This is a genomic window from Bradyrhizobium sp. 159, assembly GCF_023073795.1.
Taxonomy (GTDB): domain Bacteria; phylum Pseudomonadota; class Alphaproteobacteria; order Rhizobiales; family Xanthobacteraceae; genus Bradyrhizobium.
In genome coordinates this window covers 167,955-193,207 of the sequence record NZ_JADPKE010000029.1, presented here as the reverse complement: position 1 = coordinate 193,207, position 25,253 = coordinate 167,955, and the positions used below count along the sequence as shown (strand labels likewise).

Below are 25,253 nucleotides of genomic sequence, written 5' to 3'. Positions count from 1 at the left end.
TTCGCGACGGCCCTTGCTAAGCGGAGGGTGCCTCCGTATCTTCCCCCGAGTGTTGGCCCGGCTCCCGCCTGGCCGATGTGTATCGGCCGCGGCCACGGCGGTGGCACGCTGCGCGATGACTCATGACCAAATCTGATCGGAGCCTTGTATGAACCACTCCATCAGCCTCACCGTGAACGGTGTGCGGCGCGATTTCGACCTCGACGACCCGCGCGTCACGCTGCTCGATCTTCTGCGTGAGCGCCTCCATCTGACCGGAACCAAGAAGGGATGCGACCGCGGCCAGTGCGGCGCCTGCACCATTCTCGTCGACGGCAAGCGCATCAATTCCTGCCTCGCGCTCGCCATCAGTCATGATGGCGCCGACATTCTCACCATCGAGGGCGTTGCGCGCGGCGACCAGCTTCATCCCGTGCAGGCCGCCTTCATCGCCCACGACGGCTTCCAGTGCGGCTTCTGCACGCCCGGCCAGATCATGAGCGCCATCGGCATGATGAGTGAAGCGCAGGCCGGCAACGATCCCGAGCGCATCCGCGAATGCATGAGCGGCAATCTGTGCCGCTGCGGCGCCTATGCCGGCATCGTCGATGCCGTGCTTGACGCACAAGCACGCATGGACGAATCCAATCAGAGGCGCTCCGCATGAAGCCGTTCGATTATGTCAGGCCCGGCACGGTTGCCGAGGCCATTGCCGCCGCGGCCCAGCCGGGCGCCGTCTATCTCGCCGCCGGCACCAATCTGCTCGATCTGATGAAGGGCGGCGTCAGCCGTCCGGATCGTCTCGTCGACGTCACGCATCTTGATGGACTCGATCGGATCGAACGTCTCGCCGACGGGTCGTTGCGCGTCGGCGCGCTCGTCAGCAACGCCGATCTCGCGCATGATTCCGAATTCGCGAGATCGTATCCCGCGGTCGCCGAAGCGCTCCTCTCCGGTGCATCCGCGCAACTGCGCAACGCAGCCACGGTCGGCGGCAATCTCTTGCAACGGACGCGCTGCGCGTATTTCTATGACACGGCGAGCCGTTGCAACAAGCGCGAGGCCGGCAGCGGCTGCGACGCCCGCGACGGCGAGAACCGCAGTCACGCCGTGCTCGGCTGGAGCGAGAGCTGCATCGCCACGCATCCGTCCGATTTCTGCGTCCCGCTGGTCGCACTCGACGCCGTTGTCGAGATCGAGGGCAGGACCGGCCGGCGCGAGATCGCGCTCGACGAACTGCACCGCCTGCCCGGCAACACCCCGGAGCGCGATACGGCGCTCGAACCCGGCGACCTCATCATTGCGCTGCGCCTGCCGCCGGCGGCGCGCAGCTTTGCCGCGCATGCGCGCTACCTCAAGGTTCGTGAGCGTACGTCTTATGCCTTTGCCGTGGTATCGGCTGCGGCCGCGTTGCGGATCGAGAACGGCAAGATCGCCGAGGCGCGGCTTGCGCTTGGCGGCGTCGCGGCAAAGCCCTGGCGTGCCCGCGCCGCGGAGGACGTTCTCAGGAATGTCACGCCCATGGCCGACGCCTTCCGGGACGCCGCCTGGCGCGCGCTCACTGATGCAAAGCCGTCCGGTGACAATGCTTACAAGATCGAGCTCGCGCACCGTATTCTCGTGCGCGCGTTGACCCTGGCCGCGGCGGGCACGCCCGCGCGCCCGCCGGCGCTGCCGGCCTCTCCCTTTGCCTCGACTTCCGGAGCCGTCCATGCCTGAGCTCAATCTCACGAGTGCGCCCGCCCATCTGCGCCATGGCTCGAATATCGGCCAACCGCTGACGCGCCGTGACGGCGTCCTCAAGGTCACGGGGCGAGCGACCTATGCCGCCGACAATCATCCGCCGGGCATGCTGTTTGCGGTGATGGCCGTGGCCAGTATCGCGCGGGGTCACGTGATCTCGCTCGACGTCGCCGCCGCCAAGCGCCATCCCGGCGTCGTGGACGTCATGACCCTCGACCACAAGCCAGCGCTCGCGATCGACCCGGACATCAAGACCAACCCGTTCGTTTTCCGGATGGAGGTGTTGCAGAGCAATGAGGTCCGCTACGCCAACCAGCCGATCGCCGTCGTGATCGCGGAGACGCTGGAGGCCGCAACGGAAGGCGCGGCGCTGCTGGCGCCGCGATACGACACGCTGCCCCCGCTTGTCGGCCTCGAGGCCGGCGAAAGCTTCGTGCCGCCGGTGGTCGGCGTCGGCAACCCCGCGGCGCATCACCACGGCGATGTCGAGGCGGGCCTTGCCTCTGCCGAGAAGCGGATCGATGCGATCTACGAGACGCCGTCGCAATATCACAACGCAATGGAGCCGCATGCGATCGTGGCGCATTGGGACGGCGATACACTCTCCATTGACACGCCGAGCCAGGCCATGGTGATGGCCCGCGCGCGCGTCGCCGAGCTGTTCGGCCTCGCGCCCGAGAAGATTCACATCCGCAGCCCCTTTCTCGGTGGCGGCTTCGGGTCGAAGGGATTCTTGACCGGTCCGCAGATCCTCGGCTTGATGGCGGCGAAGCTGGTCGGCAGGCCGGTCAAGCTCGTGCTGCGCCGTGAGCAAATGTATGGCCCGGTCGGTCACCGTGCGCCGACGCGCCAGCGGCTGCGCATCGGCGCGAACGGCGAGGGGCGCCTGACCGCGCTCGATCATCACGCCAGAACCGTATCGAGCACGTTCGATGATTTTTACGAGCCCGCGGCCGATGCCTCGCACACGCTCTATGCGGCGCCTGCAATCCGCACCACACATGACGCGGTCCGCGTCAACACCGGCACGCCGTTGTTCATGCGCGCGCCTGGCGAGGCGACGGGATCGATCGCGCTCGAAAGTGCGATCGACGAGATGGCCTGGGCCTGCAGCATGGATCCGCTCGCTTTCCGCCTGAGGAACTATGCCGAGGTCGAGCCGATCACCGGAAAACCGTTCTCGTCCAAGGCGCTGCGCGCCTGCTACGAGCAGGGCGCGGCGCGGTTTGGCTGGGCGAAGCGTCCGCTGCCGCCACGGCAGATGGGCGACGGTGCCGGCCTGCTGGTCGGCTGGGGCATGGGCACCGCGACCTTCCCGGCGCTGATGTTCCAGGCCGAAGCGCGCGCGGTGATCCGCCGTGATGGCTCCGGCGCCATGGAGATCGGCGCGCATGACATGGGGCAGGGCGCCTGGACCGCGTTGGCCCAGATCGCGGCCGACGAACTCGGGCTCGACATCGACCGCGTGGAGTTCAAGGCCGGTAGCTCGGACCTGCCCGACGCGGGCATCGCTGGTGGCTCGGCGCACACGGCGACCGCGGGTGCGGCGATCCATAGCGCCGGGGCGGCCGTGATTGCAAAGCTCGCCGATCTCGCCACGAATGACGAGCGCTCGCCGCTGTTCGGCGCCGGCAATGCCGGCGTAGTTGCGCGCGACGGAAAGCTGTTTCGACGCGACGACGAAAGCCGTGGCGAGAGCTATGCCGAGATCCTGGCCCGCGCTGGCATCTCCGAGGTCGAGGCGCGCGGCACCGGCGCGCCGAACCCTGCGGCGCTGGAGGAATTCGCCATGCATGCCCACGGCGCGGTGTTCGCTGAGGTGAAGGTCGATCCCGAGCTGGGTCAGGTCCGGGTTACCCGCATGGTTGGCGCCTTCGCGGCGGGACGCATCGTCAATCCGCGGATGGTGCAGAGCCAGCTGTTCGGCGGCATGATCTGGGGTCTGTCCTTCGCGCTGCACGAGGAGGCCATCACCGACCGCCGTACCGGCCGCATCATGAACGCCAATCTCGGCGAGTACCACATCCCCGTGAATGCCGACGTGCCGCCGCTCGACGTGATCACGGTCGAGGAGCATGACCCCCACGTCAATGCGCTGGGCATCAAGGGTGTCGGCGAGATCGGCATCACCGGCAGCGCCGGCGCGGTCGCCAACGCGGTCTGGCATGCGACCGGCGTGCGTGTCCGCCGCTTCCCGATCCGGATCGAGGAGTTGCTGACGCAGCGTTGAGGCTTCTTCTTGACCTGTCCCCCTTGCGGGAGAGGTCGGCGCGAAGCGCCGGGTGAGGGCTTTCTCCGCAGAGAGAATCTTTCGGCGGAGACACCCTCTCACCAACCCTCTCCCGCAAGCGGGAGAGGGGGCGAACCGCCCGTATCAGAACGTCGGCGGCGTGCAGGCCGAGATCACTTCGCACGGCTTGCCGCCGACGCAGCGGAAGCGATGCGGGCGGCGGCTCTCGAAATAATAGGCATCGCCCGGGTTGAGGATGCGCCGCTCGTCCTCCACGGTGACTTCGAGCTTTCCGGAGATCACGATGCCGCCTTCCTCGCCGTCATGGACGAGGTGGACGCGCCCGGTGTCGCTGCCGGGTTCGTAGCGCTCCTTCAGGATCTGGAGGCTGCGGCCGAACAGATTGTCGCCGACTTGCCGGTAGGAGATCGGCTTCTTGCCGACCTCGGTCAGTTCCTCCGCGCGGTAGAAGATCTTGCGCCTCGACTCCGGCTCCAGCGCGAAGAACTCGGCGAGCCCCATCGGGATGCCGTCAAGGATGCGCTTGAGCGCGCCGACCGAGGGGTTCATCTGGTTGGATTCGATCAGCGAGATCGTCGAATTGGTGACGCCGGCACGTTTTGCCAGCTCACGCTGCGACAGCTTGTTGCGCGCTCGGATGAATCGCAGCCGTCCACCGATGTCGACGCTCATGCCCTGGTCCTTGCCTTGGTCCGTGTTGCAAGTGTTGCGGATCGCTCAAATATGGACCGGCAGCTCCAATTAAATCAATGGCTTGCAGCTGATCAGAAAAGGACTTGTTGCGCTTTGTAAGCCGTGGCTCTGCTGGCAGGTCAGCAAAGGAGCGCGGCCGTGACCCTTCATCAGATTCCGAACACTATCAAGACCGACTCGTTCTGGATGCCGTTCACGGCCAACCGTCAGTTCAAGAAGGCGCCCCGCCTGTTCTCCTCGGCCGAGGGCATGCACTACACCACCGTCGATGGCCGCAAGGTGATCGATGGCTCCGCCGGCCTGTGGTGCGTCAATGCTGGCCATGGCCGCAAGCAGATTGCGGCTGCGGTCGAGCGCCAGCTCATGACGCTGGACTTCGCGCCGTCGTTCCAGATGGGCCATCCGCTGGCGTTCGATTTCGCCGAGCGTCTCGCCGAGATCGCGCCGAAGGGCCTCGATCGGGTCTTCTTCACCAACTCCGGCTCCGAGTCGGTCGACACCGCGCTGAAGATCGCGCTGGCCTATCACCGCGCCAACGGTCAGGCGAGCCGCACCCGGCTGATCGGCCGCGAGCGCGGCTATCACGGCGTCGGCTTCGGCGGCACCTCGGTCGGCGGCATGGTCGCCAATCGCCGCGCCTTCGCCACCCTGCTGCCGGGCGTCGACCATATCCGTCACACCCACGATCTCACCCGCAACGCCTTCGCCAAGGATCAGCCTGAGCACGGCGCCGAGCTTGCCGACGATCTCGAGCGCCTGGTCGGCCTGCACGGTGCCGAGACGATCGCCGCGGTCATCGTCGAGCCAGTGCCGGGTTCGACTGCGGTGCTGCCGCCGCCGAAGGGCTATCTCCAGCGCCTGCGCGAGATTTGCGACAAGCACGGCATTCTCCTGATCTTCGACGAGGTCATCACCGGCTTCGGCCGGCTGGGCACGCCGTTTGCCGCCAACTTCTTCGGCGTCACGCCGGACCTGATGACGACGGCCAAGGGCATCACCAACGGCACCATTCCCTGCGGCGCGGTGTTCGCGAGCCGCAAGGTACATGACGGCCTGATGGTCGGCCCCGAGAACCAGATGGAGCTGTTCCACGGCTACACTTATTCCGCGCATCCGACCGCCTGCGCCGCCGGCATCGCGACGCTCGACATCTACAAGGATGAAGGCCTGCTCACGCGCGGCGCGTCGATCGCCGAATATTGGCGCGATGCGCTGCATTCGCTGAAGGGGCTGCCGAACGTCGTCGACATCCGCAATTGCGGCCTGATGGCCGCGGTCGAGCTCGCGCCGCGCGACGGCGTCATCGGCGCGCGCGGCTATGACGTGATGGTCGACTGCTTCAACACCGGGCTTTACCTGCGCATGAGCGGCGACAGCTTCGCGATGTCGCCGCCGCTCATCGTCGAGAAGAGCCACATCGACCAGATGGTCTCGATCCTCGGCGATGCCATCAAGAAGGTGGCCTGATAATTGCTCCTGCGGTTCACGGAGTTTCTTCTTGCAGCGGCGCGCGTGATGCCGCGGGAGTTTGACGAAGCGTGAAAGTCTTGATCCTCGGCAGCGGTGTCATCGGTGTCACCTCTGCCTACTATCTTGCGCGTGCCGGTCATGAGGTGACGGTCGTCGACCGCCAGCCGGAGCCGGCGCTGGAGACCTCTTTCGCCAATGCCGGCGAGGTGTCGCCCGGCTATTCCTCGCCTTGGGCCGGCCCAGGCGTGCCGGTGAAGGCGGTCAAGTGGCTGTTGATGAAGCACGGCCCGCTGGTGATCCGGCCGAAGCTCGATCCTGTCATGTGGGTCTGGCTGCTCAAGCTGCTGCGCAACTGCACCAGCGCGCGCTATGCGGTCAACAAGAGCCGGATGATTCCGATCGCGGAATACAGCCGCGATTCCTTGCGCGATCTGCGCCGCGACATCGGTATTCAGTATGACGAACGCTCGCAGGGAACGCTGCAGCTGTTCCGCTATCAGGCGCAGCTCGATGGCACGGCCGAGGACATCGCCGTGCTCAAGCAGTACGGCGTGCCTTTCGAGTTGCTGAGCCGCGAGGGCTGCATTGCGGTCGAGCCGGCGCTCGGCGGCGTGAAGGAGAAGTTCGTCGGCGGGCTTCGCTTGCCCCAGGATGAGACCGGCGACTGCCACATGTTCACGCAGGCGCTGGCCAAGCACGCCGAGGCGCTCGGCGTGCGCTTCATGTTCAACACGAGCATCGATCGCATCGTCACCGACGGCGCGCGCATCGGCGGTATCGCAACCAGTGCCGGCCTGTTGCAGGCAGACGCTTACGTCCTCGCGCTCGGAAGCTGGTCGTCGCGGCTCCTGGCTCCGCTCGGCATTTCGCTCCCGGTCTATCCGGTGAAGGGCTATTCGATCACGGTGCCGATCAAGGACGCCTCCGGCGCGCCGGAATCCACCGTGATGGACGAGAGCTACAAGGTCGCGATCACCCGCCTCGGCAATCGCATCCGCGTCGGCGGCACCGCGGAAATCTCCGGCTATTCGAGCAAGCTCTACGATGCACGCCGCGCCACGCTCGATCATTCGCTGACCGACCTGTTTCCACGCGGCGGCGATCTCGCCAAGGCGACGTTCTGGAGCGGCCTGCGCCCGATGACGCCGGACGGCCCGCCCGTGATCGGCCCAACGCAATACGCCAACCTCCACCTCAACACCGGTCACGGCACGCTCGGCTGGACCATGGCCTGCGGCTCGGGGCGCGTGCTCGCCGACATGCTGTCGGGCAGAAATCCGGACATCGACGTCAGCGCGCTGACGGTGGACCGGTACGCGCATCGGTTTGGGTGAAGCTCCATCCGCTCGTCATTGCGAGCGCAGCGAAGCAATCCAGTATCTTTCCGCGGCGACACTCTGGATTGCTTCGTCGCAAGGGCTCCTCGCAATGATGATGTGGAGGCGGCGCGGCTCATTTCTCTCAACGCCGAGTGCGGCGAGAGAGGCGAACACGGGGCTACCCCGCCCCCGTCGCGCAATTCACCCACAGCACCACGGCCTTGGCATCCTGCGCAGGATTGGAAAACCGGTGCGGCCGGCTGCTGGCGAAGCGAAAGCTGTCGCCGGTCTTCAGCGACCACGTCTCGCTGTCTACCGTCAGCATCATCTCGCCTTCGAGCACGAGCCCGGCCTCCTCGCCATCATGGGTGTAGAGTTCGTCGCCCGTCGAGCCGCCGGGCTCCAGATGCACCAGGAACAGATTGAGCTTGTTGTCGGCGCTCGCCGGACTCAGCAATTGCTTTGATACGCCGCTGCGCCAGAGCTTCAGCTCGGGCCGCTGAAGCCCGCGCGTCACCACCTGGTCCGATCCGCCGTCGGCGCTCGGGCTCGCGCCGAACAGTGCGGCGATGCCGACGCCGAACACGTCTGCGAGCGTCGCCAGCACGCGCAGCGAGGGTGATGAAAGACCGCGCTCGATCTGGCTGAGGAAGCCGATCGATAGATCCGTGCGCGCCGCGACCGCTTCCAGCGAAAACTCCCTGACGCGCCGGAGATCCCTGATACGGCGGCCAACCGCGACGTCCATCGCGGGCTCGGTGACGGCCTTGGGTCTAGTCTTGGCCTTCACCTTCTTGGCCGACTTGGCGGCGGTCGGCTTGCGCATTCTTTTGCCACCGCTCACGTCAGACCGCTTCCTTCATGTGCATGAAAACCGCTTGCACGGGCCGCGAAAGTGTGACCAAATTTTCATATCGGTGAAAATAGGCCGAAACGGCGTAACCCGCAACGTCTCCTGCAACGTGTGATGACGACATTCGCGAGCGCCGCCATCGGCCAGGCCCAAAGGGGGATGCGATGAAGCGTTTTGGTCTGGCCGCGGTCGCGGCATTGGCAATTGCAGCCGTGGCTCCGGCCTCGGCCCAGCAGGTGCTGAAAGTCGGCTCGACGCCGACAGGCATTCCCTTCACCTTCCTCGATACCAAGACCAATACCATTCAGGGCATCATGGTCGATCTCGTCACCGAGATCGGCAAGGATGCCGGTTTCAACGTGCAGATCGAGCCGATGCAGTTCTCGGCGCTGATTCCGTCGCTGACCTCGAGCAAGATCGACATCATCGCCGCTGCGATGTTCATCACGCCCCCGCGCAAGGAGGTCGTCGACTTCTCCGACCCGATCTACACTTACGGCGAGGGCCTCGTCGTGCCGAAGAGCGACACCAAGGTCTATGCGTCTCAGGAAGATCTGAAGGGCGAGACCGTCGGCGCCCAGGTCGGCACTGCCTTCGTCGACGCGCTGAAGAAGTCCGGCCTGTTCGCCGAGGTCAAAGCCTACGACACCATTCCCGACATCCTGCGCGACGTGAACACGGGCCGCCTCAAGGCCGGCTATGCCGACTATCCGATCCTCGCCTACAATCTGAAACAGGGCGGCTTCCCCGAAGTGCGTCTGGTCGACGGCTACAAGCCCGTCACGGTCGGCTCGGTCGGCATTGGCGTGCGCAAGGGCGAGACCGCGCTGCTGGGCAAGATCAACGCCTCGCTCGCGAAGCTCAAGGCCAGCGGCACCATTGCCAAGATCTTGGATAAATGGGGTCTGAAGGCGCAAGGTTGATCGATGAAGGCTGGCCGATGAAAGGCTTCTGGCGCGACGCCGTCGAGTTCTTCCCGATCCTGTTGAACGGCGTTGCGCTGATGATCGTCGTCACCATCGGCTCGCTGCTGCTCTCGACGGTGCTCGGCCTCGTCTGGGCGATGATGCGGGTCTCGGGCATCAGGGTGCTGTCGATGCTCAGCGCCAGTCTGATCAACGTGATCCGCGGCATCCCAATCATCGTTCTGTTGTTCTATCTTTACTTCGTGATGCCGGATCTCGGCGTCACGTTGTCGGCCTTGCAGGCCGCAATCCTGGGGCTCGGCATTGCCTACTCGGCCTATCAGGCCGAGAATTTCCGCGCCGGTATCGAGGCGATTGACAAGGGGCAGATCGAAGCGGCGCAGTCGATCGGCATGGGCTGGTGGCTGACGATGCGCCGCGTTGTGCTGCCGCAGGCGGTCCGCATCGTGCTGCCTCCCTACGGCAACGTCATGATCATGATGCTGAAGGATTCCTCGCAGGCCTCCACCATCACCGTCGCCGAGCTTGCCCTGCAAGGCAAGCTGATCGCCTCGTCGACGTTCAAGAACACCAGCGTGTTCACCCTTGTTGCGCTGATGTATCTCACCATGAGCATTCCCTTGATCCTGCTGGTCCGTCACTTCGAGAAGCGGGCCGGCAAGCGATGATCGAACTGAATGACGTCCACAAGAGCTTTGGCAAAGTCGAGGTGCTCAAGGGCATCACGGCCTCCGTTCAGAAGGGCGAGGTGGTCTGCATCATCGGGCCATCAGGCTCCGGCAAGTCGACCATTTTGCGCTGTATCAACGGCCTCGAAAGCTACGACCGCGGCGAGATCAGCGTCGAGGGATTGAAGGTCGACCGCGACGCGCCGTCGATCGTGAACATCCGTACCCGGGTCTCGATGGTGTTTCAGCGCTTCAACCTGTTTCCACACCGCACGGCGCTGGAGAACGTGATCGAGGGGCCGCTGTATGTGAAGAAGGAGCCGCGTGCGCAAGCGTTGGAACGCGGCCGCGCGCTGCTCGCCCAGGTCGGGCTCGCCGAGAAGGCCGATGCGCATCCGCCGCAACTCTCGGGCGGCCAGCAGCAGCGCGTCGCGATCGCGCGGGCGCTGGCGATGCAGCCCAAGGCGATCCTGTTCGACGAGCCGACCTCGGCCCTCGACCCTGAACTGGTCGGCGACGTCCTCGGCGTGATGCGCAAGCTCGCCGACGACGGCATGACCATGGTCGTCGTCACCCACGAGATGGGCTTTGCCCGCGACGTCGCCGACCGCGTGCTGTTCATCGACGGCGGCGTCATCGTCGAGCAGGGGCCGGCCAAGGCGCTGCTCAACCAACCCCAGCATCCGCGCACGCAGGATTTTTTGCGCCGTGTGCTGCATCCGCTCTGATCGGTGTTCGCCATGAACGCGCGCCTGCCTCTGCCGCCCTCTGTCTATGCCGACACCGCCATCGCGCCCGTCGCCACGCCGCCGCTCGATGTCGACAACACCGCCTCCGTCGCGATCGTCGGCGGCGGCTATACCGGCCTGTCCACGGCGTTGCATCTGGCCGAGCAGGGTGTCGAGGCATTGGTGCTGGAGGCGCAGGAGCCCGGCTGGGGCGCGTCCGGCAACAATGGCGGCCACACCAATCCCGGATTGAAGCACGATCCCGATCAGATCGAGGCCGATTTCGGCGCAGATCTCGGCCGCCGCATGATCGACTTCTCCTACGGCACCACGAACTTCACCCACGAATTGATCCGCCGTTACCAGATTCCCTGCGAGGCGCGGCAGAACGGCACGCTGCGCGCCGCCTATAACGAGGCCAGCGCCGCCGCGATCGAGAACACCGCGCAGCAATGCATCCGCCGCGGCATGCCGGTGTCATTCCTGAATCGCGAGCAGTTGCGCGTGATGACCGGCACCGATCGCTATATCGGGGCGATGCTGGATACGCGTGGCGGCGATCTGCATCCTCTCAGCTATGCTCGCGGCCTCGCGCGCGCGGCGATCTCGGCCGGCGCGAGGGTTTTTGGTGAGACGCCGGCGCTGTCGCTGCGCCGCGACGGCACGCGCTGGCGCATCGCGACGCCGCGCGCGATCGTGCATGCCGAAAAAGTCCTGCTCGCCACCAACGGCTTCACCGACGATCTCTGGCCGGCACTTCGACGCACCATCGTGCCGGTGTTTTCCTCGATCGCCGCTACTGCGCCGCTCTCGGACGCTGTCGCGCGCTCGATCATGCCGACACGTCCCGTGCTCTACGAGAGCGGCTATATCACGGTCTATTACCGCATCGATCAGCAGAACCGCCTGTTGATGGGCGGCCGCGGCCCGATGCGTTGGATAAAGTCGCCGAACGACGTCGCCTACCTCATGCGCTACGCCGAGCGGCTATGGCCGCAGCTCAAGGGCGTCGCCTGGACGCATGGCTGGAACAGCCGGCTCGCGATCACCGGCGATCATTATCCGCATGTGCATGAGCCCGCGGAGAACATCCTGATCTCGCTCGGCTGCAACGGCCGCGGCGTTGCGCTCTCCACCGCGATGGGCGCACAGCTCGCGCGCAGGCTGATCGGCGGGCCAAAGGTGGAGATCGACATGCCCATCACGGGCATCAAGCCGATCCCGATGCACGCGTTCTGGCCGCTCGGCGTGACGAGCGCCGTCATCGCGGGCCGCATGAGAGATCGGTTAGGCATATAGATCGGTTAGGGATTTGGAGAAGGCGCCGCCGAGGCAGCGCCTTGCTCGATCCGATGTTCAGCAGCGGCCCTGTTTCCACAGGCCGGGCGGGCAGCCCATGCCGCGCCAGCCGACCTTGCGCCCGTGGTACCATCCCGGCGGCGTGCCATGGTGATGATGGCCCATCGCGTGACCATGGCCATGACCGTGCCCGTGTCCATGACCATGTCCATGACCGCCCTTGGCCAGGGCAGGGCCGGCAAATGTGAGGCCGGCTGCAACGATCAGCGACGCGGCGAGCGCAAGTTTCTTCATCATGTCCTCCACTGGGGCGAGCGCATTTGTCCGTTCAATGAACGAACGGTGGGCAGGTAAGTTCCCTGCCAATGTGGAGAAGTCGTGACGCTCGCGCAGATGCGCAATCGCGCACCAGTTCGATCCGCGTTAGCACATTGCATCCGTGCGCTCAGCCTTCCACCACCGCTTCGGCCCACGGTTGGAAAATCTCGACCGCGCCCGAATTGGTCTCGCCCTCGCGCATCACCACGCTCGGGCAGGCGAACTTCATCGGTAGCGCCTGCACCTGGGTCTCCTGATAGTCGAATCGCGCCGCCAGCGTCTTGCGCGCGTCCGCCGGCAGGCGGGCATCACCGATAACGACCGGGCCTTCGCTGGCGTCGATGCGCGGCTGGTGGATGGCGGCATCGAGGTCCATACCAAAATCCATCGCAAAGGAGACGAGTTGCATCACCGCCGGCAGGATGCGGCGGCCGCCGGAGGCGCCGACCGCGAGGCGCTTGCCATCCGGGGTCTCGGCGATGACGGGCGTGTAGTTGGTGAGACAACGCTTGCCAGGTGCGAGCGAGTTGGTGGTGCCAGGTGTCGGATCGAACCACATGATGCCGTTGTTCATGGGGATGCCGGTGTGCGGCGTGACATATTTCGAGCCGAAGGTGGACAGCAGCGTCTGCGTCACCGCGGCCATGTTGCCGTGGCGGTCGACCACGGAGAAGTGGGTGGTGCAGGCCGGCGCCAGGTATTCCGCGCCGAGCGCGCGCTTGCCATCGGCATCGCCCATGTCGCCCAGCCGCTGGCGATAGGCCGATTGCAGCGCCAGCGCATATTCGGCGTAGGCGGCCGCGTCCGGTGTGCCGCCCGGCTTCAGATTCTGCTGCAACAGGCGTAGCGCATGCGCCATCGTCGGTCCGGCAGTGAGCTCCGGCGTCGCAAACACCTTGCCGCCGCGATAGGGGATCGCCAGCGGCTCGCGCAGGTGGCTGCGGAACGCGGCGAGATCCTCCGTCGATAGCGAGCCGCCGTCGGCCTTGATGTCGGATGCAATGCTTCTTGCGAGGTCACCCTCGTAAAAATCGCGGGGGCCAGCGGCTGCGAGATGGGCCAGCGTCGCCTTCAGCTTGTCCTGCGGCAGCCGCGTCTCGGCCTTGATGCCCCAGGGCGCATTCGGCGGCAGGCCGTCCCTCAGGAAGATGTCCGCGCTGGCGGGATAGCGCCGGAGCTCAGCGGCGGAGCTCGCGATCATGAGCGTCGTCCACCAGTCGACCAGCAGACCTTCGCCGGCGATCGTCGCAGCGGGCGCGACCAGATCCTTCCACGGCATCCTGGCGTGGCGGCGATGCGCTTCCTCCATGCCGGCGACGACGCCGGGCACCGCGATCGAGCCAGGCCCGTGAATGTTGCGATCGTCCTCTACCCGCGGCCAGGGGAACAGGTCGGAGGCCGCGCCTTCGCCCGTAATCGGATAGTCGGCGACGCGCAGGCTCTGCGGTGCGCACATGCCGTAGTCGATCACTTCGTAGCGATTGTCCTTGGCGCGGTAGAGCACCATCGCGCCGCCGCCGCCCATGCCGCTCATCCAGGGCTCCAGCACGTTCAGCGCGAAGGTGGTAGCGACGACGGCGTCGACACAGTCGCCGCCTGCCGCTAGCACCTCTGCGCCGACCTCGGCCGCCCGCCGCGATTGCGCGGCGACGATGCCGCCCTTGGCTCTGACTGCGGGTTTGCGGATGTGCTGGGCGCGGCTGAACTGGTGAGGCATGATGTCGTCTTTGTCTTCGGTTGTCTTGGCTGGCTAGGCGCGCGGACAATGGCACACTGCCGCCAACGAGAACATCCAAAGCGAGGAGCGACATGGCTGGTGTGAGGCAGACGCGGGATGGTGCGGGGTGGCGACCGCCTACCAAGCCCTCATGCCCGGGCTTGGCCCGGGCATCCAGGTCTCCCGCAAGCGGCCCAAGAACGTCGATGGCCGGGACGAGCCCGGCCATGAAAGACACAGCGAATAAGGACGACGCGGCGACCGCTCAGAGCGAGCGGTTCAACCGGCTGGCCTGATACTTGGCACGCCATTTCGGGCCCGGCCCGCGCATGTAGTGAAGCTCGGGGCGGTACGGGTCGCCGGCGACCCGGATCAGGGTCTGCCATTTCATGGCGACGAAGTTCAGGGGCTGGCGAAGGAGGCTCAGTGAAGGGAGCAACATCGGCATCACCTCAATGCGGCTTGCCGAGCATGGCGGTGAAGGGAAGATCGAAAATCTCCTCGCCGTCGTCATCGCTGACGTGGATCACCCAGTCGCGCCAGTCCTCGTTGCTCGGCGTCAGAATCATCGATCGCATGATCTGGGCGGCGCGGTCGCGGGCCTCGGTGAGATTGGAGACGGCGGCGCCGTAGCGATCGATCAGGGTGCCCTCGGTATTGGAGCAGTGAAAGTAGACCTGGACCATCTACGCCTCCTGTAGGGAGCGATTGGGATGGCAAATTGATACCACCCGAGGCATTCGCGAAACATTCGGGTCGAACCCGGTAAGGGAATTTACGGAGATTGGTCGCCTGCAAGGTCGTTACAGGTTTAATCACAGGCGGGTGATGATCAGCTGGACCGCGCTTGGGCGGCATGGAACAACCTCCGACGAAAGTCGAGGGGCGACATGGGTCCTTCCGAAGGCAGCGTCGGTAATGCCATCCGCTTCGGAACGGCACCATGTTCATTGCCGATTACAAGAAGCATAGCGTCGTCCCGGCCTGGAGGCTTGCATCTGGCCGCCGCGGGGACCAAGACTCTGCGGCACATCAAAGAGCATGCGCCCCACGGAGTGTTCGAGTGAAAGCCGTCCATACTGAGCTGCACCGCAGCCATGATCCGCAATTCTTCCTGGTTCGCGGGCTCGTCAAGCGCACCACCGAGCAGCCCGAGCGCGTCGATCGCCTGCTCAAGGGATTGAGGGACGGCAAGCATCAGCTGGTCGAGCCGACGAAATTCGGGCAAGGGCCCCGCGCGCGCATCCACAGTCCGGAATATCTGTCGTTCCTGAGCGAAGCCTGGGAGGCCTGGACGGCGCTCGGCGATTCCGGCCCGGAGATGATCGGCAATATCCATCCGGTGCGCCACGCGGCGACTTATCCCACCCATATCGTCGGCAAGCTCGGCTGGCACACCGCCGACACGGCGGCGCCAATCGGGCCGGGCACGTGGGCGGCCGCCTGTGCCGCGACCGACGTCGCGGTCACCGCGGCGCAGATGGTGATGGACGGCGAGGATGCGACCTATGCGCTCTGCCGCCCACCGGGCCATCACGCCTATCGCGACATGGCGGGCGGTTTCTGCTTCCTCAACAACAGTGCGATCGCGGCGGCGCATCTGCGGCAGAAGCACGAGCGTGTCGTCATCCTCGACGTCGACGTCCATCATGGCAACGGCACGCAGGGCATCTTCTACGCGCGGCCTGACGTCTACACGATCTCGATCCATGCCGATCCGGTTGCGTATTATCCGTTCGTGTGGGGCTATGCCCATGAGCACGGCGAGGGTCCGGGTCTCGGCACCAACCTCAACATTCCCCTCGCCATCGGCACCGGCGATGACGGCTACATGCAGGCGCTGGACGTTGCGCGCAAGGCGATCGAATCGTTTGCGCCGAGCGCGCTCGTCGTCGCGCTTGGTCTCGATGCCTCCGAACACGACCCGCTGAAGGGATTGGCCGTCACCACACCAGGCTTCCGCCGCATCGGCCAGGCCATCGCGAAGATGGGCCTGCCGACCGTGTTCGTGCAGGAGGGTGGCTATCTCTCGGATATTTTGGGCGCGAACCTCACCTCAGTGCTGGCAGGATTCGAAGAGGCGCGGTGAGCTTGAAAGCATCTCGCTCGCCGCGAGCACCTAGCAGACGTGCTGCATCTCGGCTTCGTCCGCGACCATGTCGAGCATGATCGTGGTCAATCCCGTCGCCGTACAATCCTTCGATCTTGCGCCGAGCTCCTCATAGCTGCCGACGAGAGAGCGCCGCAGCTTCAATAGCGCTGCAGTTCGTCCGCGGTCAGATCGGGATAACATCCGACAACGCCATTCCCTTCTGATCTGATTGAGCTATTCTTCCCAAGGATTAGGGAACGCGTCCAGTCTGAGGTGAAGTCGGGCCCCAAATCTGTGATTGAGGGGACCCCAAAGCCCCTTCGACGTAACGATAGGTCGGGCAGAAATCACCATGCTGGAGAACGAACCGGGCACGGGAACGGAGGGCGGGCTGAAGCGCTGGCTCGAGGGCATCGGTCTCGGCCACTACACCGATCTCTTTGCGCAGCACCGTCTCGATCTCGACGTCGTGGCGGACCTGACCGAATCCGATCTGGTCGAGCTCGGATTGCCGCTCGGTGATCGCAAGCGGCTTCAGCGAGCCATGTCGGCGCTGTTCCAGGCCGAAACGGCGGAGCCGTCGGCGGCAGTGGCGCCGCCGCAAACGCGCTCGGAGGTCGGCGCGGAACGGCGTCAGCTCACCACCATGTTCTGCGACATGGTGGATTCCACCTCGCTATCGGTTCAGTTCGATCCGGAAGACGTGCGCGACATGATTGCGAGCTTCCGCGAAACCTGCGTCCGCGTGGTCAAGCATTACGAGGGCTTTGCCGCCCGTTTCGTCGGCGACGGTATCTTGATCTATTTCGGCTATCCGACCGCTCATGAGGACGATGCCGAGCGCGCAGTTCGCGCCGGGCTCGAGATCGTGCGGGTGCTGTCGAGCGCGCATGCGATCGAGCCGCGCGGTGCGCTCAGCCACTCGCCCGCCGTCCGCATCGGGATCGCGACCGGCCTCGTCGTGGTCGGCGATCTGGTCGGACAGGGCACCGAAGAGCGCGATTCCGCGGTCGGAGAAACCGTCAATCTCGCGGCGCGGCTGCAAGGCCTGGCGCCGCCCAACGGAGTCGTGATCTCCGCATCGACCCAAGCGCTGCTGAAGGGGAAGTTCGACTACCGCAATCTCGGCGTCCATGACTTGAAGGGCATCTCCGAGAAAGCGCAGGCCTGGCACGTGGTGCGCGCCTCGCGGATGGAGACCCGCTTCGCCGCCGCCATGGGCACGCGGCTGACGCCGCTCGTCAACCGCGAGGAGGAGATCGCGCTGCTGATGGGACGCTGGCAGCAGGCCAAAGACGGCGACGGCCAGGTCGTCGTTAAGTTCGGCGAGCCCGGCATCGGCAAGTCGCGCATCATCCAGGAAATCTTCGAGCGGATATCCGGCGATCGCCATGGACAGGTCTCGCTCCAGTGCTCGCCTTACTACACCTCCACGGCGTTCCATCCGTTCGTCCAGCAGCTCAAATTCTCCCTCGGCCTCGATCGGGAGGATGCGTCCGCGCTGTCGCTGGCGAGCCTGGAGACCGCGATCGCCACCGCGCATGGCGACATCGAGCAGGTCGCGCCGCTGTTTGCCGCGCTGCTGTCGATGCCGACCGGCGACCGCTATCCGCGGCTCGACCTTTCGCCGCAGCAGCAGAAGGATGCCACCGTCACGGCGCTGGTCAATCACTTCCTGGGCCTTGCGCGCGAGATGCCGTTGGTGATCGCGTTCGAGGATTTGCATTGGATCGACCCGACCTCACGCGAGGTGATCGACCTGCTGGTCGACCGGGTGCAGAACCGGCCGATCCTGGCCATCATCACCGCGCGATCCGAATTCCAGCCGAGTTGGAACGCGCATTCGCACATCACGACCCTGGTGCTGAACCGCCTGAGCCGGCCGCTGCGCACGACGCTGGTCGGGCGCGTTGCCGGCAGGGAGCTGCCCAAGGAGGTCGTCGAGGAGATCATCGTCAAGACCGACGGCGTGCCGCTGTTCCTGGAAGAGCTGACCAAGACGGTTCTGGAATCCAACCTCCTGACCGAGCGGCACGGGCGCTACGTGCTGTCGGGCCCGTGGCGGCAGCTCGCGATCCCGGCAACCCTGACGGACTCGCTGATGGCGCGACTGGACCGCATGGGACCGTTCAAGCGGGTCGCCCAGATCGGCGCCACGATCGGGCGCGAGTTTTCCTACGAGACGCTGCACGCAGTCGCCAACACGCCAGCCGAGCAGATCGAAGCCGCGCTCAATCACCTGGAGCAGGCGGGCCTGATCATGCGCCGCGGCCATCCGCCGGACGCGCTCTACTCCTTCAAGCACGTGATGATCCAGAACGCCGCGCATGCGAGCCTCTTGCACAGCGAGCGCCGCAAGCTGCACTCCCGGATCGCCCAGGTGCTCGCCGAGATGTATCCGGAGAAGACCGAGCGCGAACCGGAGCTGCTCGCTTATCACCTGACCGAATCCGGCCAGAGCGAGGGTGCCGCCAGCTTTTGGCTCAAGGCCGGCAAGCAGGCGGCCAAGAGCGGCGCCAATCTGGAAGCGATCGGTCATCTGCGCCGCGGCTTGAGCGTCGTGCAGGCCAATGCGCGCGTGCAAGGCGCCGACCAGATGGAGCTCGAGCTCCGGATCGCACTCGGCACCGCCCTGATCGCCGCCAAAGGCTATGCCGTGCAGGAGGTCGAGCAGAACTACATCCGCGCGCTCGAGCTCGGCCAGCAGCTCGACGACGACGAAAAGGCCTTCGCCGCCACGCGCGGGCTCTGGGTGTGCCATTTCATCCGCGCCGATCTCACGCGCGCGCACGATCTCAGCGTCGAGCTGTTGAGATTCGCCAAGCGCGAACGGCTGAACCAGCGGGCGCAGCCGGCGCAGCAGACCGGTTATCTGATCGAGGCGCACCGCGCGATCGCGATGACCATGCTGTATCGCGGCCGCTTTGCCGCCGCGCAGCATCATCTGCATCGCTGCATCAACGTCTACAGCCCCGACCTGCATTCCGGTCTGATGGAGCGCCACGGCATCGATCCCGGCGTCGTCTCGCTGTCCTACCTCGGGTATCTCCTGTGGTTCCTCGGCCGTCCGGACGCGGCGCGCCAGCACAGCGAGCAGGCGATCGCGAACGCCGAGAAGATCCGCCATCCCTTCACGCTCGCCTTCGCGCTCGTGTTCGGCGCCTATCTCCGCCAGCATTTGCGCGATGTCGAGGGCACGCGTGACCACGCCAATCGCGCGATGATCATCGCCACCGAGCACAATTTCCTGCACTGGAAGCAGCAGGCGGCGATCCTGCGCGGCTGGGCGCTGGCTCAGCTCGGCGAAGCCGACGAAGGCCTGAGCCAGATGCGCGTCGGCCTCGACGAGTATGAGGCGATGGATTCCTGGCTCGCCGGCTGTTGGTTTCGCTGCCTGCTCGCGGAGTCCTATGCCAAGGTCGGGATGCGCGACGCCGCCTTGCGGGCACTGGACGGCGCGCTCGCGACCGCAAGACGGACCGGCGATCACTCCTATCTCGCCGAAGTCTATCGCCTGCAAGGCGAGATCACGCTGTCGGACGGCGACCCGGCATCGGTGCGGGAGGCCGAGGATATGTTCGGCCTGTCGCTGGAAACCGCGCGTAAGCAGGGCGCATTGTCCTGGGAGCTTCGCACCGCCGTCAGCCTGGCGCGGCTGTGGCACGAGGCCGGCAGGCGCGAGCACGCAAGTCTCCTGCTCGTGCCCATCGTCGGCAGGTTCAGCGAGGGCTTCTACACGCCGGACCTGAAGCAGGCGATGCAGCTGATCAACGAGCTCGGTGCGGACGCGCCCGTTCGTGAACAGGTCGCCCCCTGACATGAGCGATCTTGCCGCAGAGCATGCGCGCCATTGGAGCGGCTTGCCGAGCGCGCTGCGGGTTACCTCCGCGCTTATCGCAATGTTGAGGTGGTCCATGGCGCGCTTCCGCACTGGCACCGCTGCGTCTTCGGGGCATTGAACGGGGTTCCAGGCGGACGGCTAATGCTTCGTTTCATTTTACCTTGATTCCGTTTGTGAGTTTCCAGCATCTCCCAGCGCGGCTATGACTGCGGCCCGATGGCCCATTTGAGCGCGCCCATGCATTCCGTTGCCCTGCTGACCGCCAGCTACGCCAAGGATATCGAGCGCTTTTCGCTGCTCAGCGAGAGCATCGACACCTGGCTCTCGGGATACACGCGGCATTATGTTCTCGTTAACGATGAGGACGTGCCGCTGTTCGAGCGGTTTGCCTCCGACAAGCGCGTCATCGTCCCGGCCTCGCGTTACTTGCCGAAATGGCTCTTCGCGCTCCCGCCGGCCCTCCAGTTCATCAGCAGCCGGCGCGTCTGGCTCTCGCTGCTCTCGTCACCGGTGCACGGCTGGCACATCCAGCAGATCCTGAAGATCGCTGGCGTTCTCAACGCGCCGGAGCAGCGCGTCTGCATCCTGGATTCGGACAATCTTTTCTTCCGCGAATTCGACGTTGGCCAGTACGCCGGCGGCGAGAAGACGCCGCTCTTCGTCACTCGCAAGGCGATCGGCGCCGACCACCCGTTGCATGGCCTGTGGCTCCGTACCGTCGATCAGCTTCTGGGTATCGAGGAGCGCTCGTTTCCGGCGGACGATTATGTCGGCAACGCGCTGGTCTGGGACAAGGACACCGCGCGGGCGATGACCGGCGCCATCAAGGCGGCGACAGGGCTGAACTGGGTCCTGGCGCTGTGCCGCAAGAAGAAGTTTTCCGAATACCTGCTCTATGGTCATTTCGTCGCGAGCTCGCCCGCGCATCTGGCTGCGCATCGGGTCACGGAAGACAGTATCGCGGTCTCGCACTGGGACGACACGCGTCTCGACCGTCCGGCCATCGAAGCGATGATGCGCGCGGCCTCGCCAGAACAGGTCGCGCTCTGCATCCAGTCCTATTCGTCGACCTCGATCGTCGACATCCGCGAGGTATTCCGGTTGAATTCGCGCGACCAGCGCGCGCCGAGCCTGTCGCCCGACCTTATGGGCGAGGTTGCAGCATTCGAGGTGCCGAAAACGCGCTAGAACATGATTCGACCCCGAAGGGCGGCGTTCGCGCAAAATGTGCAGCGGTTTTCCGCAAAGATCATGCTCATACGATAGCGCGCTCAAGCATCCTTCGTGAATTTGCTGATGACGTCCATGAACGGCTTCGGCTTGAACTCGCCGTCGAGCGGCAGAGGACGGTTCGGCTGCTTGTCCTTGCGGGCGAAGGTGCCGTTGATCCAGCTGTAGCGATCCGAGATGCCCCAGGTCAGGATCGAGCGCACCGGTCCGCTGCTTGAGATGGCCGTCAGCAGATCGTCGACGCGCTTGGCGACGATGGCGTCGCGCTCCGCCGGGCTCCCCGCCAGCTTCTGATCGTCGACATCGAGCTCGGTGACGAGCACCTCGAGCCCCCAGGAACGCAGCTCGGTGACGAACTCGGCGAGCCCGTGTGTGTCGATTTCGAGCTCCGCATGCAGATGCGATTGCAGTCCGACGGCGTGAAGCGGAACGCCCTGGTCGAGCAGGTCCATGATCAGGTTGCGGTAGGCCGCGCGCTTGGCGATGAAGGAGTCCTTGGCCGATTCGATGTCATACTCGTTGATCGCGAGCTTGACGAAGGGATCGGCCGCGGCGGCGGTGCGGAAGGCCAGCGGAATCCAGCCGTGACCAAGATGCTGCGTCCAGAATGTGTCGCGCCGGTCGGTGACCTTCTTCGGATTGTCCGGGATCGGCTCGTTGACGACGTCCCACGACGTCAGCTTGTTCTTGTAGTAGGACACGACGGTGCCGATGTGATCGACCAAGGCGCGCTCGACGCCCTTGCCGTCCTTGATCTGCTTAGTCCAGTCGGGAATGTCGTGATACCAGGCAAGCGCGTGACCGCGCATCGTCAAATCGTTCGCCTGCGCAAAATCCAGGATCGCGTCGGCACGCTCGAAAGCAAATGTGTGCGCATCCGGCCGCAGCATCGGCCATTTCAGCTCGAGCACCGGCACCACCTGCGTGCAATAGGTGCTGATGGCGTCGCCAAGCCGCGGATCAGCTTGCAGGTCCCAGAGCGTGGCCGCAGCGCCAAAGCCCGGACGGCGCTGGGCACGTTTCGACGCCCGCACTGCGGACGCCGATGCGCCCGCCGCGAGCGTTGCGGCGCCGCCGAGCAAGAATTCGCGTCGGTCGAGCCTGGTCACGCGTGAGGCTGCATCGCCGCTTCGGCGATCTCGTAATAGTGAAGCGCGCCTTTCTCGAGCGTCAGATTGTCCAACACATAGTCCCGCGGTGCGAAGTCTCCCGCCGCGACGTGCGACCAGAAGCCGGCCCAGCCGGCTGTGAAACCATCCGCATCCGTGAAGGTCATGCCGCAGCGCGCGTCGAAATAAGGGACCGAGGACACGCCGCCCTCGTACCTCACCTTGTGCGGAAAATACTTCGGATCCTGCCACGGCCCGCCGCGATCCCAGGCAAAGACGGGCACGCCGCTCGATAGCGCCTGCTGGCAGGCGATGCCCTGGCTCTCGTGCTCGCACAGGAAGACCATGCTGCGGCAGCGCGCCAGCGCCGCCTTGTAGTCGTCCTCCTTGTAATGGCCGTAGCGGATCACTTCGACAGTGCGGCCGCTTGCTTGGAGATGCCTGCGGATCGGCTCGATCAGCTCCGCCTCGTAGCGCCCATAATCCCAGCGGATCTTGTCGTAGAGCAGCACGTCGACGCTCTTCTGCTCGGTTGGCGCTGGTGTCCACAAATCGGTCTCGATGCCGACGGGCCAGGCGCCGACATGGGGCCAGTGCGGACGGAACATCTCGGCGTACCAGGCGCATGGCACCAGCACGCGCTTCACGTCGAGATCCTTCAGAGTCTCCGGCGCATCGATCGGGTGGTCGTACATGGCGACGCCGAGCAGTAGCGGGTTTTTCCACTTGAACCAGTCGAGCACGAACGGCCGGCCGATGATGCAGGCCAGTTCCTCGGGGTGCTTCTGGATGTAGCGATAGTCGTTGACGCGGTAGCGGATGCCGAGCCGATCGAGGCCCGCGCACAGATTGAGGAGCACGCGCCGCTGGCCGCTGATATAGGACTTGCCAACCAGCAAGCGCCGCAGCAGCGGCCGGAGATGGCGGTCACCGGGAAACCAGCGGTCGTCCCGTTCTTCGAAGAAGAGGTTGAGGACCATCCTGTCGCCGCCAGCATTGCCGGAGGTTGCCGGCGCAAGCGGCGCGTCGGTGCCGCGATGCGGCCGAGAGGCCGGCTTCGCCCGTGCTTGTTCGGCAACGTCCATGTCAGTCACATCAGCACATCGGAGGATTCGGGGCGACGTTGCGATATCATTGTTTCTTTTCTGTGATCGCGCCGGCCCCTTCAAGGACAGGGCAAATTTAACGCTAACGCGCGATAACCGCGCGATTGCTCCATTCGCGGTCCGATTTGCAGACTTATGCGGCTATCCTGCCGGCGCCAGCGCGCCGTCCGATTGCTCCACCAAAGTCCAAGTGTTTTAACGCTTCGTTAATCCTCACGGCCGCCACCGGTCCAAAGTCCGCATGCTGAATCGTCATTTCTCCATTTATCTCGTCGCCTACATCCTGCCTGCGGCGGTGGGGTTCTTCGCGGTTACGGCCTACACACGGCTGCTGACGCCGGCGGAGTACGGCGTCTATGTGGTCGGCATCAGCCTTGCGGGAATCCTGGGCGCGATCTTTTTCGCCTGGATCAAGCTGTCGGTATCCCGCTATCAGGCGATGTCGGCGGAGGTGGATTTTCGCGGCACCGCGATGGTCGTCTTTGCGCTCACGGCGGCGGTTCTCTGCGCGACCACTCCGCTGGTCTTCCTGTTCCGAAGCGACGTCAGCGTCGAGCTGCTGCTCGCCAGCATGTTCGTCGCGATCATGGCCAATGCGGTTGATGTCGGCCAGGAGTTCGAGCGCGCCAAGCTGCGGCCCTACCGCTTCGCGGCGATCTCGATCGTGCGCAGCGTGTCGAGCGTCGGCTTTGGGCTCGCCGGGATCTGGCTCGGCTGGGGTGGATTGGGGCTGCTCGCGGCATTCGGCCTCGGCTCGCTCGCCGGCATCATCCTGAATTTGGTCGGTGACCGCACCAAGATCGCACGCTTCCAGCGCAGCCAGTTCATGCAGCTGGCGCGCTACGGTCTTCCGTTGACGCTGGCCGGGCTTTCCGTTGCGGTCTACTCGGCCTGCGACCGGCTCATCGTCGCCTATCTGCTCGGCAAGGATGCCGCCGGCATTTTTGGCGTCGCTGCGGACCTGCCGCGCCAATTCATGGTCATGATCGCCTCCAGCGTTGCCGCGGCGACGGTGCCGCTGGTGTTCCGGTCGTTGTCGGAGAAAAACAATGAGACGACGCGGGAGCGGCTGACCGAAAGCCTCGAACTGCTGCTCGTCGTCGTTGCGCCCGTCGCGGTCTGGCTTGCGCTGGCGGCGGACCAGGTCGCCGGCACGCTGGTCGGCGTCGACTTCCGCGCGGGCGTGTCCGCGCTGCTGCCGACCCTGGTGCTCGCCCGCTTGTTCGGGATCGCCAATCAGTTCTATGTCCAGATCAGCTTCCAACTCGCCGAACGCCCCTTCATGCTGGCGGCACAGTCCTTCCTCACGCTGGTCGTCAGTGTGATCCTGATGTTCGCGCTCGTCGCCGGCTATGGCCTTTACGGTGCGGCGCTGGCGACCTTCGCGACCGAGGCGATCGGCTTCCTCGTGGCTGTCCTCTTGATGCATCGGGCCCACCCGGTCCCGTTCGATCTCAACCGCCTCGCCGCTGTTGCCGCTTCCGCTGCGGCGATGGCGGCCGCGATCCTGATCGCGCGATCGCAAGCGGGCGGCACTGGTCTCGGGTCGCTCATCGTCGTGAGCCTCGCCGGTGGCTTCGCTTACGCCGCCGCGGCGTGGCTGATGAACGTCGCGAACGTGCGAACGTTGTCCCTGCGCCTCCTGCGAACGTTCAACCGGAAGGCGCTGGGCGTTTAGCGACCAAGGCGAGCCTGACCGCTCCCGGCATTGTCCCGTGCAGCTGAACCAGCTTAGCCGGACATTCTGCCGCAGCGATCGAGGGCCGGCTTCGGGCCAGCTTCGGCCGGAGGCCGCCTTCCGCCGATGTGAACCGTCGTATATGAGAGATTTGTCGCGGGAACGTGCCGAATCTCGCCACAGACGGAACGTAAGGCGGATGCGATTTCTTAATCCAGAGATCGCAATTTGAC

At 65.2% G+C, this 25,253-nt stretch carries 21 protein-coding genes and 1 pseudogene; 13 read left to right on the top strand and 9 right to left on the bottom strand.

Annotated features, from left to right (window positions below; all coding sequences use genetic code 11):
- The first annotated feature begins 148 nt into the window (after window positions 1-148).
- Genes IVA96_RS06060 through IVA96_RS06050 form a run of 3 tightly spaced genes read left to right on the top strand, consistent with a single transcriptional unit; the run spans window position 149 to window position 3,952 of the window.
- Window positions 149-646 carry a 2Fe-2S iron-sulfur cluster-binding protein gene (locus tag IVA96_RS06060; protein WP_247280838.1) on the top strand — a complete coding sequence of 166 codons (498 nt, stop codon included), beginning with the start codon at window positions 149-151 and terminating at the stop codon, window positions 644-646.
- Window positions 643-1,698 (top strand): xanthine dehydrogenase family protein subunit M, encoded by a 1,056-nt coding sequence (locus tag IVA96_RS06055; RefSeq protein ID WP_247416122.1) that lies wholly within the window; start codon window positions 643-645, stop codon window positions 1,696-1,698. Before IVA96_RS06060 ends, IVA96_RS06055 begins: the two co-directional genes overlap by 4 nt.
- Window positions 1,691-3,952 (top strand): xanthine dehydrogenase family protein molybdopterin-binding subunit, encoded by a 2,262-nt coding sequence (locus tag IVA96_RS06050; protein ID WP_247416120.1) that lies wholly within the window; start codon window positions 1,691-1,693, stop codon window positions 3,950-3,952. The genes IVA96_RS06055 and IVA96_RS06050 overlap by 8 nt, the downstream gene beginning before the upstream one ends.
- Before the next feature lie 144 nt (window positions 3,953-4,096).
- Here IVA96_RS06050 and IVA96_RS06045 read toward each other — a convergent pair whose 3' ends face one another.
- On the bottom strand, window positions 4,097-4,645 hold the full coding sequence (locus tag IVA96_RS06045; RefSeq protein ID WP_247280835.1) for a cupin domain-containing protein: 549 nt from the start codon (window positions 4,643-4,645) through the stop codon (window positions 4,097-4,099).
- 159 nt (window positions 4,646-4,804) lie between these two features.
- Between IVA96_RS06045 and IVA96_RS06040 the strand changes: the two genes are divergently transcribed.
- The gene (locus tag IVA96_RS06040) at window positions 4,805-6,133 is read left to right on the top strand and encodes an aspartate aminotransferase family protein (protein WP_247416118.1); all 1,329 of its coding nucleotides are present in this window, start codon (window positions 4,805-4,807) and stop codon (window positions 6,131-6,133) included.
- A gap of 71 nt (window positions 6,134-6,204) precedes the next feature.
- Window positions 6,205-7,470, top strand: a complete 1,266-nt coding sequence (locus IVA96_RS06035) for a D-amino acid dehydrogenase (RefSeq protein WP_247416117.1) — start codon at window positions 6,205-6,207, stop codon at window positions 7,468-7,470.
- Window positions 7,471-7,633: 163 nt separating this feature from the next.
- Here the strand turns inward: IVA96_RS06035 and IVA96_RS06030 are convergent, their stop codons facing one another.
- On the bottom strand, window positions 7,634-8,281 hold the full coding sequence (locus IVA96_RS06030) for an XRE family transcriptional regulator (protein ID WP_247416114.1): 648 nt from the start codon (window positions 8,279-8,281) through the stop codon (window positions 7,634-7,636).
- 191 nt (window positions 8,282-8,472) lie between these two features.
- Here IVA96_RS06030 and IVA96_RS06025 point away from each other — a divergent pair, with 191 nt between their 5' ends.
- The 4 genes from IVA96_RS06025 to IVA96_RS06010 are packed head-to-tail and all read left to right on the top strand — an operon-like array spanning window position 8,473 to window position 11,929.
- A complete protein-coding gene (locus IVA96_RS06025) occupies window positions 8,473-9,231 on the top strand; it encodes an ABC transporter substrate-binding protein (protein ID WP_247416111.1) in 759 nt (252 codons plus the stop codon).
- Between the two features lie 17 nt (window positions 9,232-9,248).
- Entirely contained in the window at window positions 9,249-9,902 is a 654-nt protein-coding gene (locus IVA96_RS06020) for an amino acid ABC transporter permease (RefSeq protein ID WP_247416108.1), read from the top strand.
- Window positions 9,899-10,630 carry an amino acid ABC transporter ATP-binding protein gene (locus tag IVA96_RS06015; protein WP_247280829.1) on the top strand — a complete coding sequence of 244 codons (732 nt, stop codon included), beginning with the start codon at window positions 9,899-9,901 and terminating at the stop codon, window positions 10,628-10,630. The genes IVA96_RS06020 and IVA96_RS06015 overlap by 4 nt, the downstream gene beginning before the upstream one ends.
- A 12-nt stretch (window positions 10,631-10,642) precedes the next feature.
- Window positions 10,643-11,929, top strand: coding sequence for an FAD-binding oxidoreductase (locus IVA96_RS06010; protein WP_247416105.1), 1,287 nt, complete (start codon window positions 10,643-10,645; stop codon window positions 11,927-11,929).
- Window positions 11,930-11,986: 57 nt separating this feature from the next.
- Here the strand turns inward: IVA96_RS06010 and IVA96_RS06005 are convergent, their stop codons facing one another.
- The 4 genes from IVA96_RS06005 to IVA96_RS05990 all read right to left on the bottom strand — a co-directional run bounded on the left by IVA96_RS06005 (window position 11,987) and on the right by IVA96_RS05990 (window position 14,650).
- On the bottom strand, window positions 11,987-12,226 hold the full coding sequence (locus IVA96_RS06005; RefSeq protein ID WP_247280827.1) for a hypothetical protein: 240 nt from the start codon (window positions 12,224-12,226) through the stop codon (window positions 11,987-11,989).
- Window positions 12,227-12,374: 148 nt separating this feature from the next.
- Entirely contained in the window at window positions 12,375-13,964 is a 1,590-nt protein-coding gene (locus tag IVA96_RS06000; protein ID WP_247416102.1) for a gamma-glutamyltransferase, read from the bottom strand.
- Between the two features lie 265 nt (window positions 13,965-14,229).
- Window positions 14,230-14,406 (bottom strand): hypothetical protein, encoded by a 177-nt coding sequence (locus tag IVA96_RS05995; protein ID WP_247280825.1) that lies wholly within the window; start codon window positions 14,404-14,406, stop codon window positions 14,230-14,232.
- A 10-nt stretch (window positions 14,407-14,416) separates the two neighbouring features.
- A complete protein-coding gene (locus tag IVA96_RS05990; protein WP_091884042.1) occupies window positions 14,417-14,650 on the bottom strand; it encodes a hypothetical protein in 234 nt (77 codons plus the stop codon).
- 377 nt (window positions 14,651-15,027) lie between these two features.
- Here IVA96_RS05990 and IVA96_RS05985 point away from each other — a divergent pair, with 377 nt between their 5' ends.
- Entirely contained in the window at window positions 15,028-16,053 is a 1,026-nt protein-coding gene (locus IVA96_RS05985) for a histone deacetylase family protein (protein ID WP_247280824.1), read from the top strand.
- Between the two features lie 30 nt (window positions 16,054-16,083).
- Here the strand turns inward: IVA96_RS05985 and IVA96_RS05980 are convergent.
- Window positions 16,084-16,200: pseudogene (locus IVA96_RS05980) on the bottom strand (LLM class flavin-dependent oxidoreductase); the annotation flags it as partial.
- Between the two features lie 208 nt (window positions 16,201-16,408).
- Between IVA96_RS05980 and IVA96_RS05975 the strand changes: the two are divergent.
- Both IVA96_RS05975 and IVA96_RS05970 read left to right on the top strand, forming a co-directional pair.
- Window positions 16,409-19,873 carry an AAA family ATPase gene (locus IVA96_RS05975; protein ID WP_247416098.1) on the top strand — a complete coding sequence of 1,155 codons (3,465 nt, stop codon included), beginning with the start codon at window positions 16,409-16,411 and terminating at the stop codon, window positions 19,871-19,873.
- A 261-nt stretch (window positions 19,874-20,134) separates the two neighbouring features.
- On the top strand, window positions 20,135-21,085 hold the full coding sequence (locus tag IVA96_RS05970) for a DUF6492 family protein (protein ID WP_247416095.1): 951 nt from the start codon (window positions 20,135-20,137) through the stop codon (window positions 21,083-21,085).
- 83 nt (window positions 21,086-21,168) lie between these two features.
- Here the strand turns inward: IVA96_RS05970 and IVA96_RS05965 are convergent, their stop codons facing one another.
- Both IVA96_RS05965 and IVA96_RS05960 read right to left on the bottom strand, forming a co-directional pair.
- Window positions 21,169-22,236: an endo-1,4-beta-xylanase gene (locus tag IVA96_RS05965; protein ID WP_247416092.1), complete on the bottom strand. Its 1,068-nt coding sequence runs from the start codon at window positions 22,234-22,236 to the stop codon at window positions 21,169-21,171.
- Window positions 22,233-23,321 carry a glycosyltransferase family 1 protein gene (locus tag IVA96_RS05960; protein WP_247416089.1) on the bottom strand — a complete coding sequence of 363 codons (1,089 nt, stop codon included), beginning with the start codon at window positions 23,319-23,321 and terminating at the stop codon, window positions 22,233-22,235. The genes IVA96_RS05965 and IVA96_RS05960 overlap by 4 nt, the downstream gene beginning before the upstream one ends.
- A gap of 262 nt (window positions 23,322-23,583) precedes the next feature.
- Here IVA96_RS05960 and IVA96_RS05955 point away from each other — a divergent pair, with 262 nt between their 5' ends.
- Window positions 23,584-25,020 carry an oligosaccharide flippase family protein gene (locus IVA96_RS05955; RefSeq protein WP_247416086.1) on the top strand — a complete coding sequence of 479 codons (1,437 nt, stop codon included), beginning with the start codon at window positions 23,584-23,586 and terminating at the stop codon, window positions 25,018-25,020.
- Window positions 25,021-25,253 lie beyond the last annotated feature (233 nt).

Excerpts from the sequence above, each read along its gene's own strand:
- IVA96_RS06030 (WP_247416114.1), bottom strand. The coding sequence starts at position 8,281 with ATGCGCAAGCCGACCGCCGCCAAGTCGGCCAAGAAGGTGAAGGCCAAG.
- IVA96_RS06060 (WP_247280838.1), top strand. The coding sequence starts at position 149 with ATGAACCACTCCATCAGCCTCACCGTGAACGGTGTGCGGCGCGATTTC.
- IVA96_RS05970 (WP_247416095.1), top strand. The coding sequence starts at position 20,135 with ATGCATTCCGTTGCCCTGCTGACCGCCAGCTACGCCAAGGATATCGAG.
- IVA96_RS06045 (WP_247280835.1), bottom strand. The coding sequence starts at position 4,645 with ATGAGCGTCGACATCGGTGGACGGCTGCGATTCATCCGAGCGCGCAAC.
- IVA96_RS06010 (WP_247416105.1), top strand. The coding sequence starts at position 10,643 with ATGAACGCGCGCCTGCCTCTGCCGCCCTCTGTCTATGCCGACACCGCC.
- IVA96_RS06005 (WP_247280827.1), bottom strand. The coding sequence starts at position 12,226 with ATGATGAAGAAACTTGCGCTCGCCGCGTCGCTGATCGTTGCAGCCGGC.
- IVA96_RS05995 (WP_247280825.1), bottom strand. The coding sequence starts at position 14,406 with ATGTTGCTCCCTTCACTGAGCCTCCTTCGCCAGCCCCTGAACTTCGTC.
- IVA96_RS05990 (WP_091884042.1), bottom strand. The coding sequence starts at position 14,650 with ATGGTCCAGGTCTACTTTCACTGCTCCAATACCGAGGGCACCCTGATC.
- IVA96_RS06000 (WP_247416102.1), bottom strand. The coding sequence starts at position 13,964 with ATGCCTCACCAGTTCAGCCGCGCCCAGCACATCCGCAAACCCGCAGTC.
- IVA96_RS06015 (WP_247280829.1), top strand. The coding sequence starts at position 9,899 with ATGATCGAACTGAATGACGTCCACAAGAGCTTTGGCAAAGTCGAGGTG.
- IVA96_RS06025 (WP_247416111.1), top strand. The coding sequence starts at position 8,473 with ATGAAGCGTTTTGGTCTGGCCGCGGTCGCGGCATTGGCAATTGCAGCC.
- IVA96_RS05960 (WP_247416089.1), bottom strand. The coding sequence starts at position 23,321 with ATGGACGTTGCCGAACAAGCACGGGCGAAGCCGGCCTCTCGGCCGCAT.
- IVA96_RS05975 (WP_247416098.1), top strand. The coding sequence starts at position 16,409 with ATGCTGGAGAACGAACCGGGCACGGGAACGGAGGGCGGGCTGAAGCGC.
- IVA96_RS05955 (WP_247416086.1), top strand. The coding sequence starts at position 23,584 with ATGCTGAATCGTCATTTCTCCATTTATCTCGTCGCCTACATCCTGCCT.
- IVA96_RS06055 (WP_247416122.1), top strand. The coding sequence starts at position 643 with ATGAAGCCGTTCGATTATGTCAGGCCCGGCACGGTTGCCGAGGCCATT.
- IVA96_RS06020 (WP_247416108.1), top strand. The coding sequence starts at position 9,249 with ATGAAAGGCTTCTGGCGCGACGCCGTCGAGTTCTTCCCGATCCTGTTG.
- IVA96_RS06050 (WP_247416120.1), top strand. The coding sequence starts at position 1,691 with ATGCCTGAGCTCAATCTCACGAGTGCGCCCGCCCATCTGCGCCATGGC.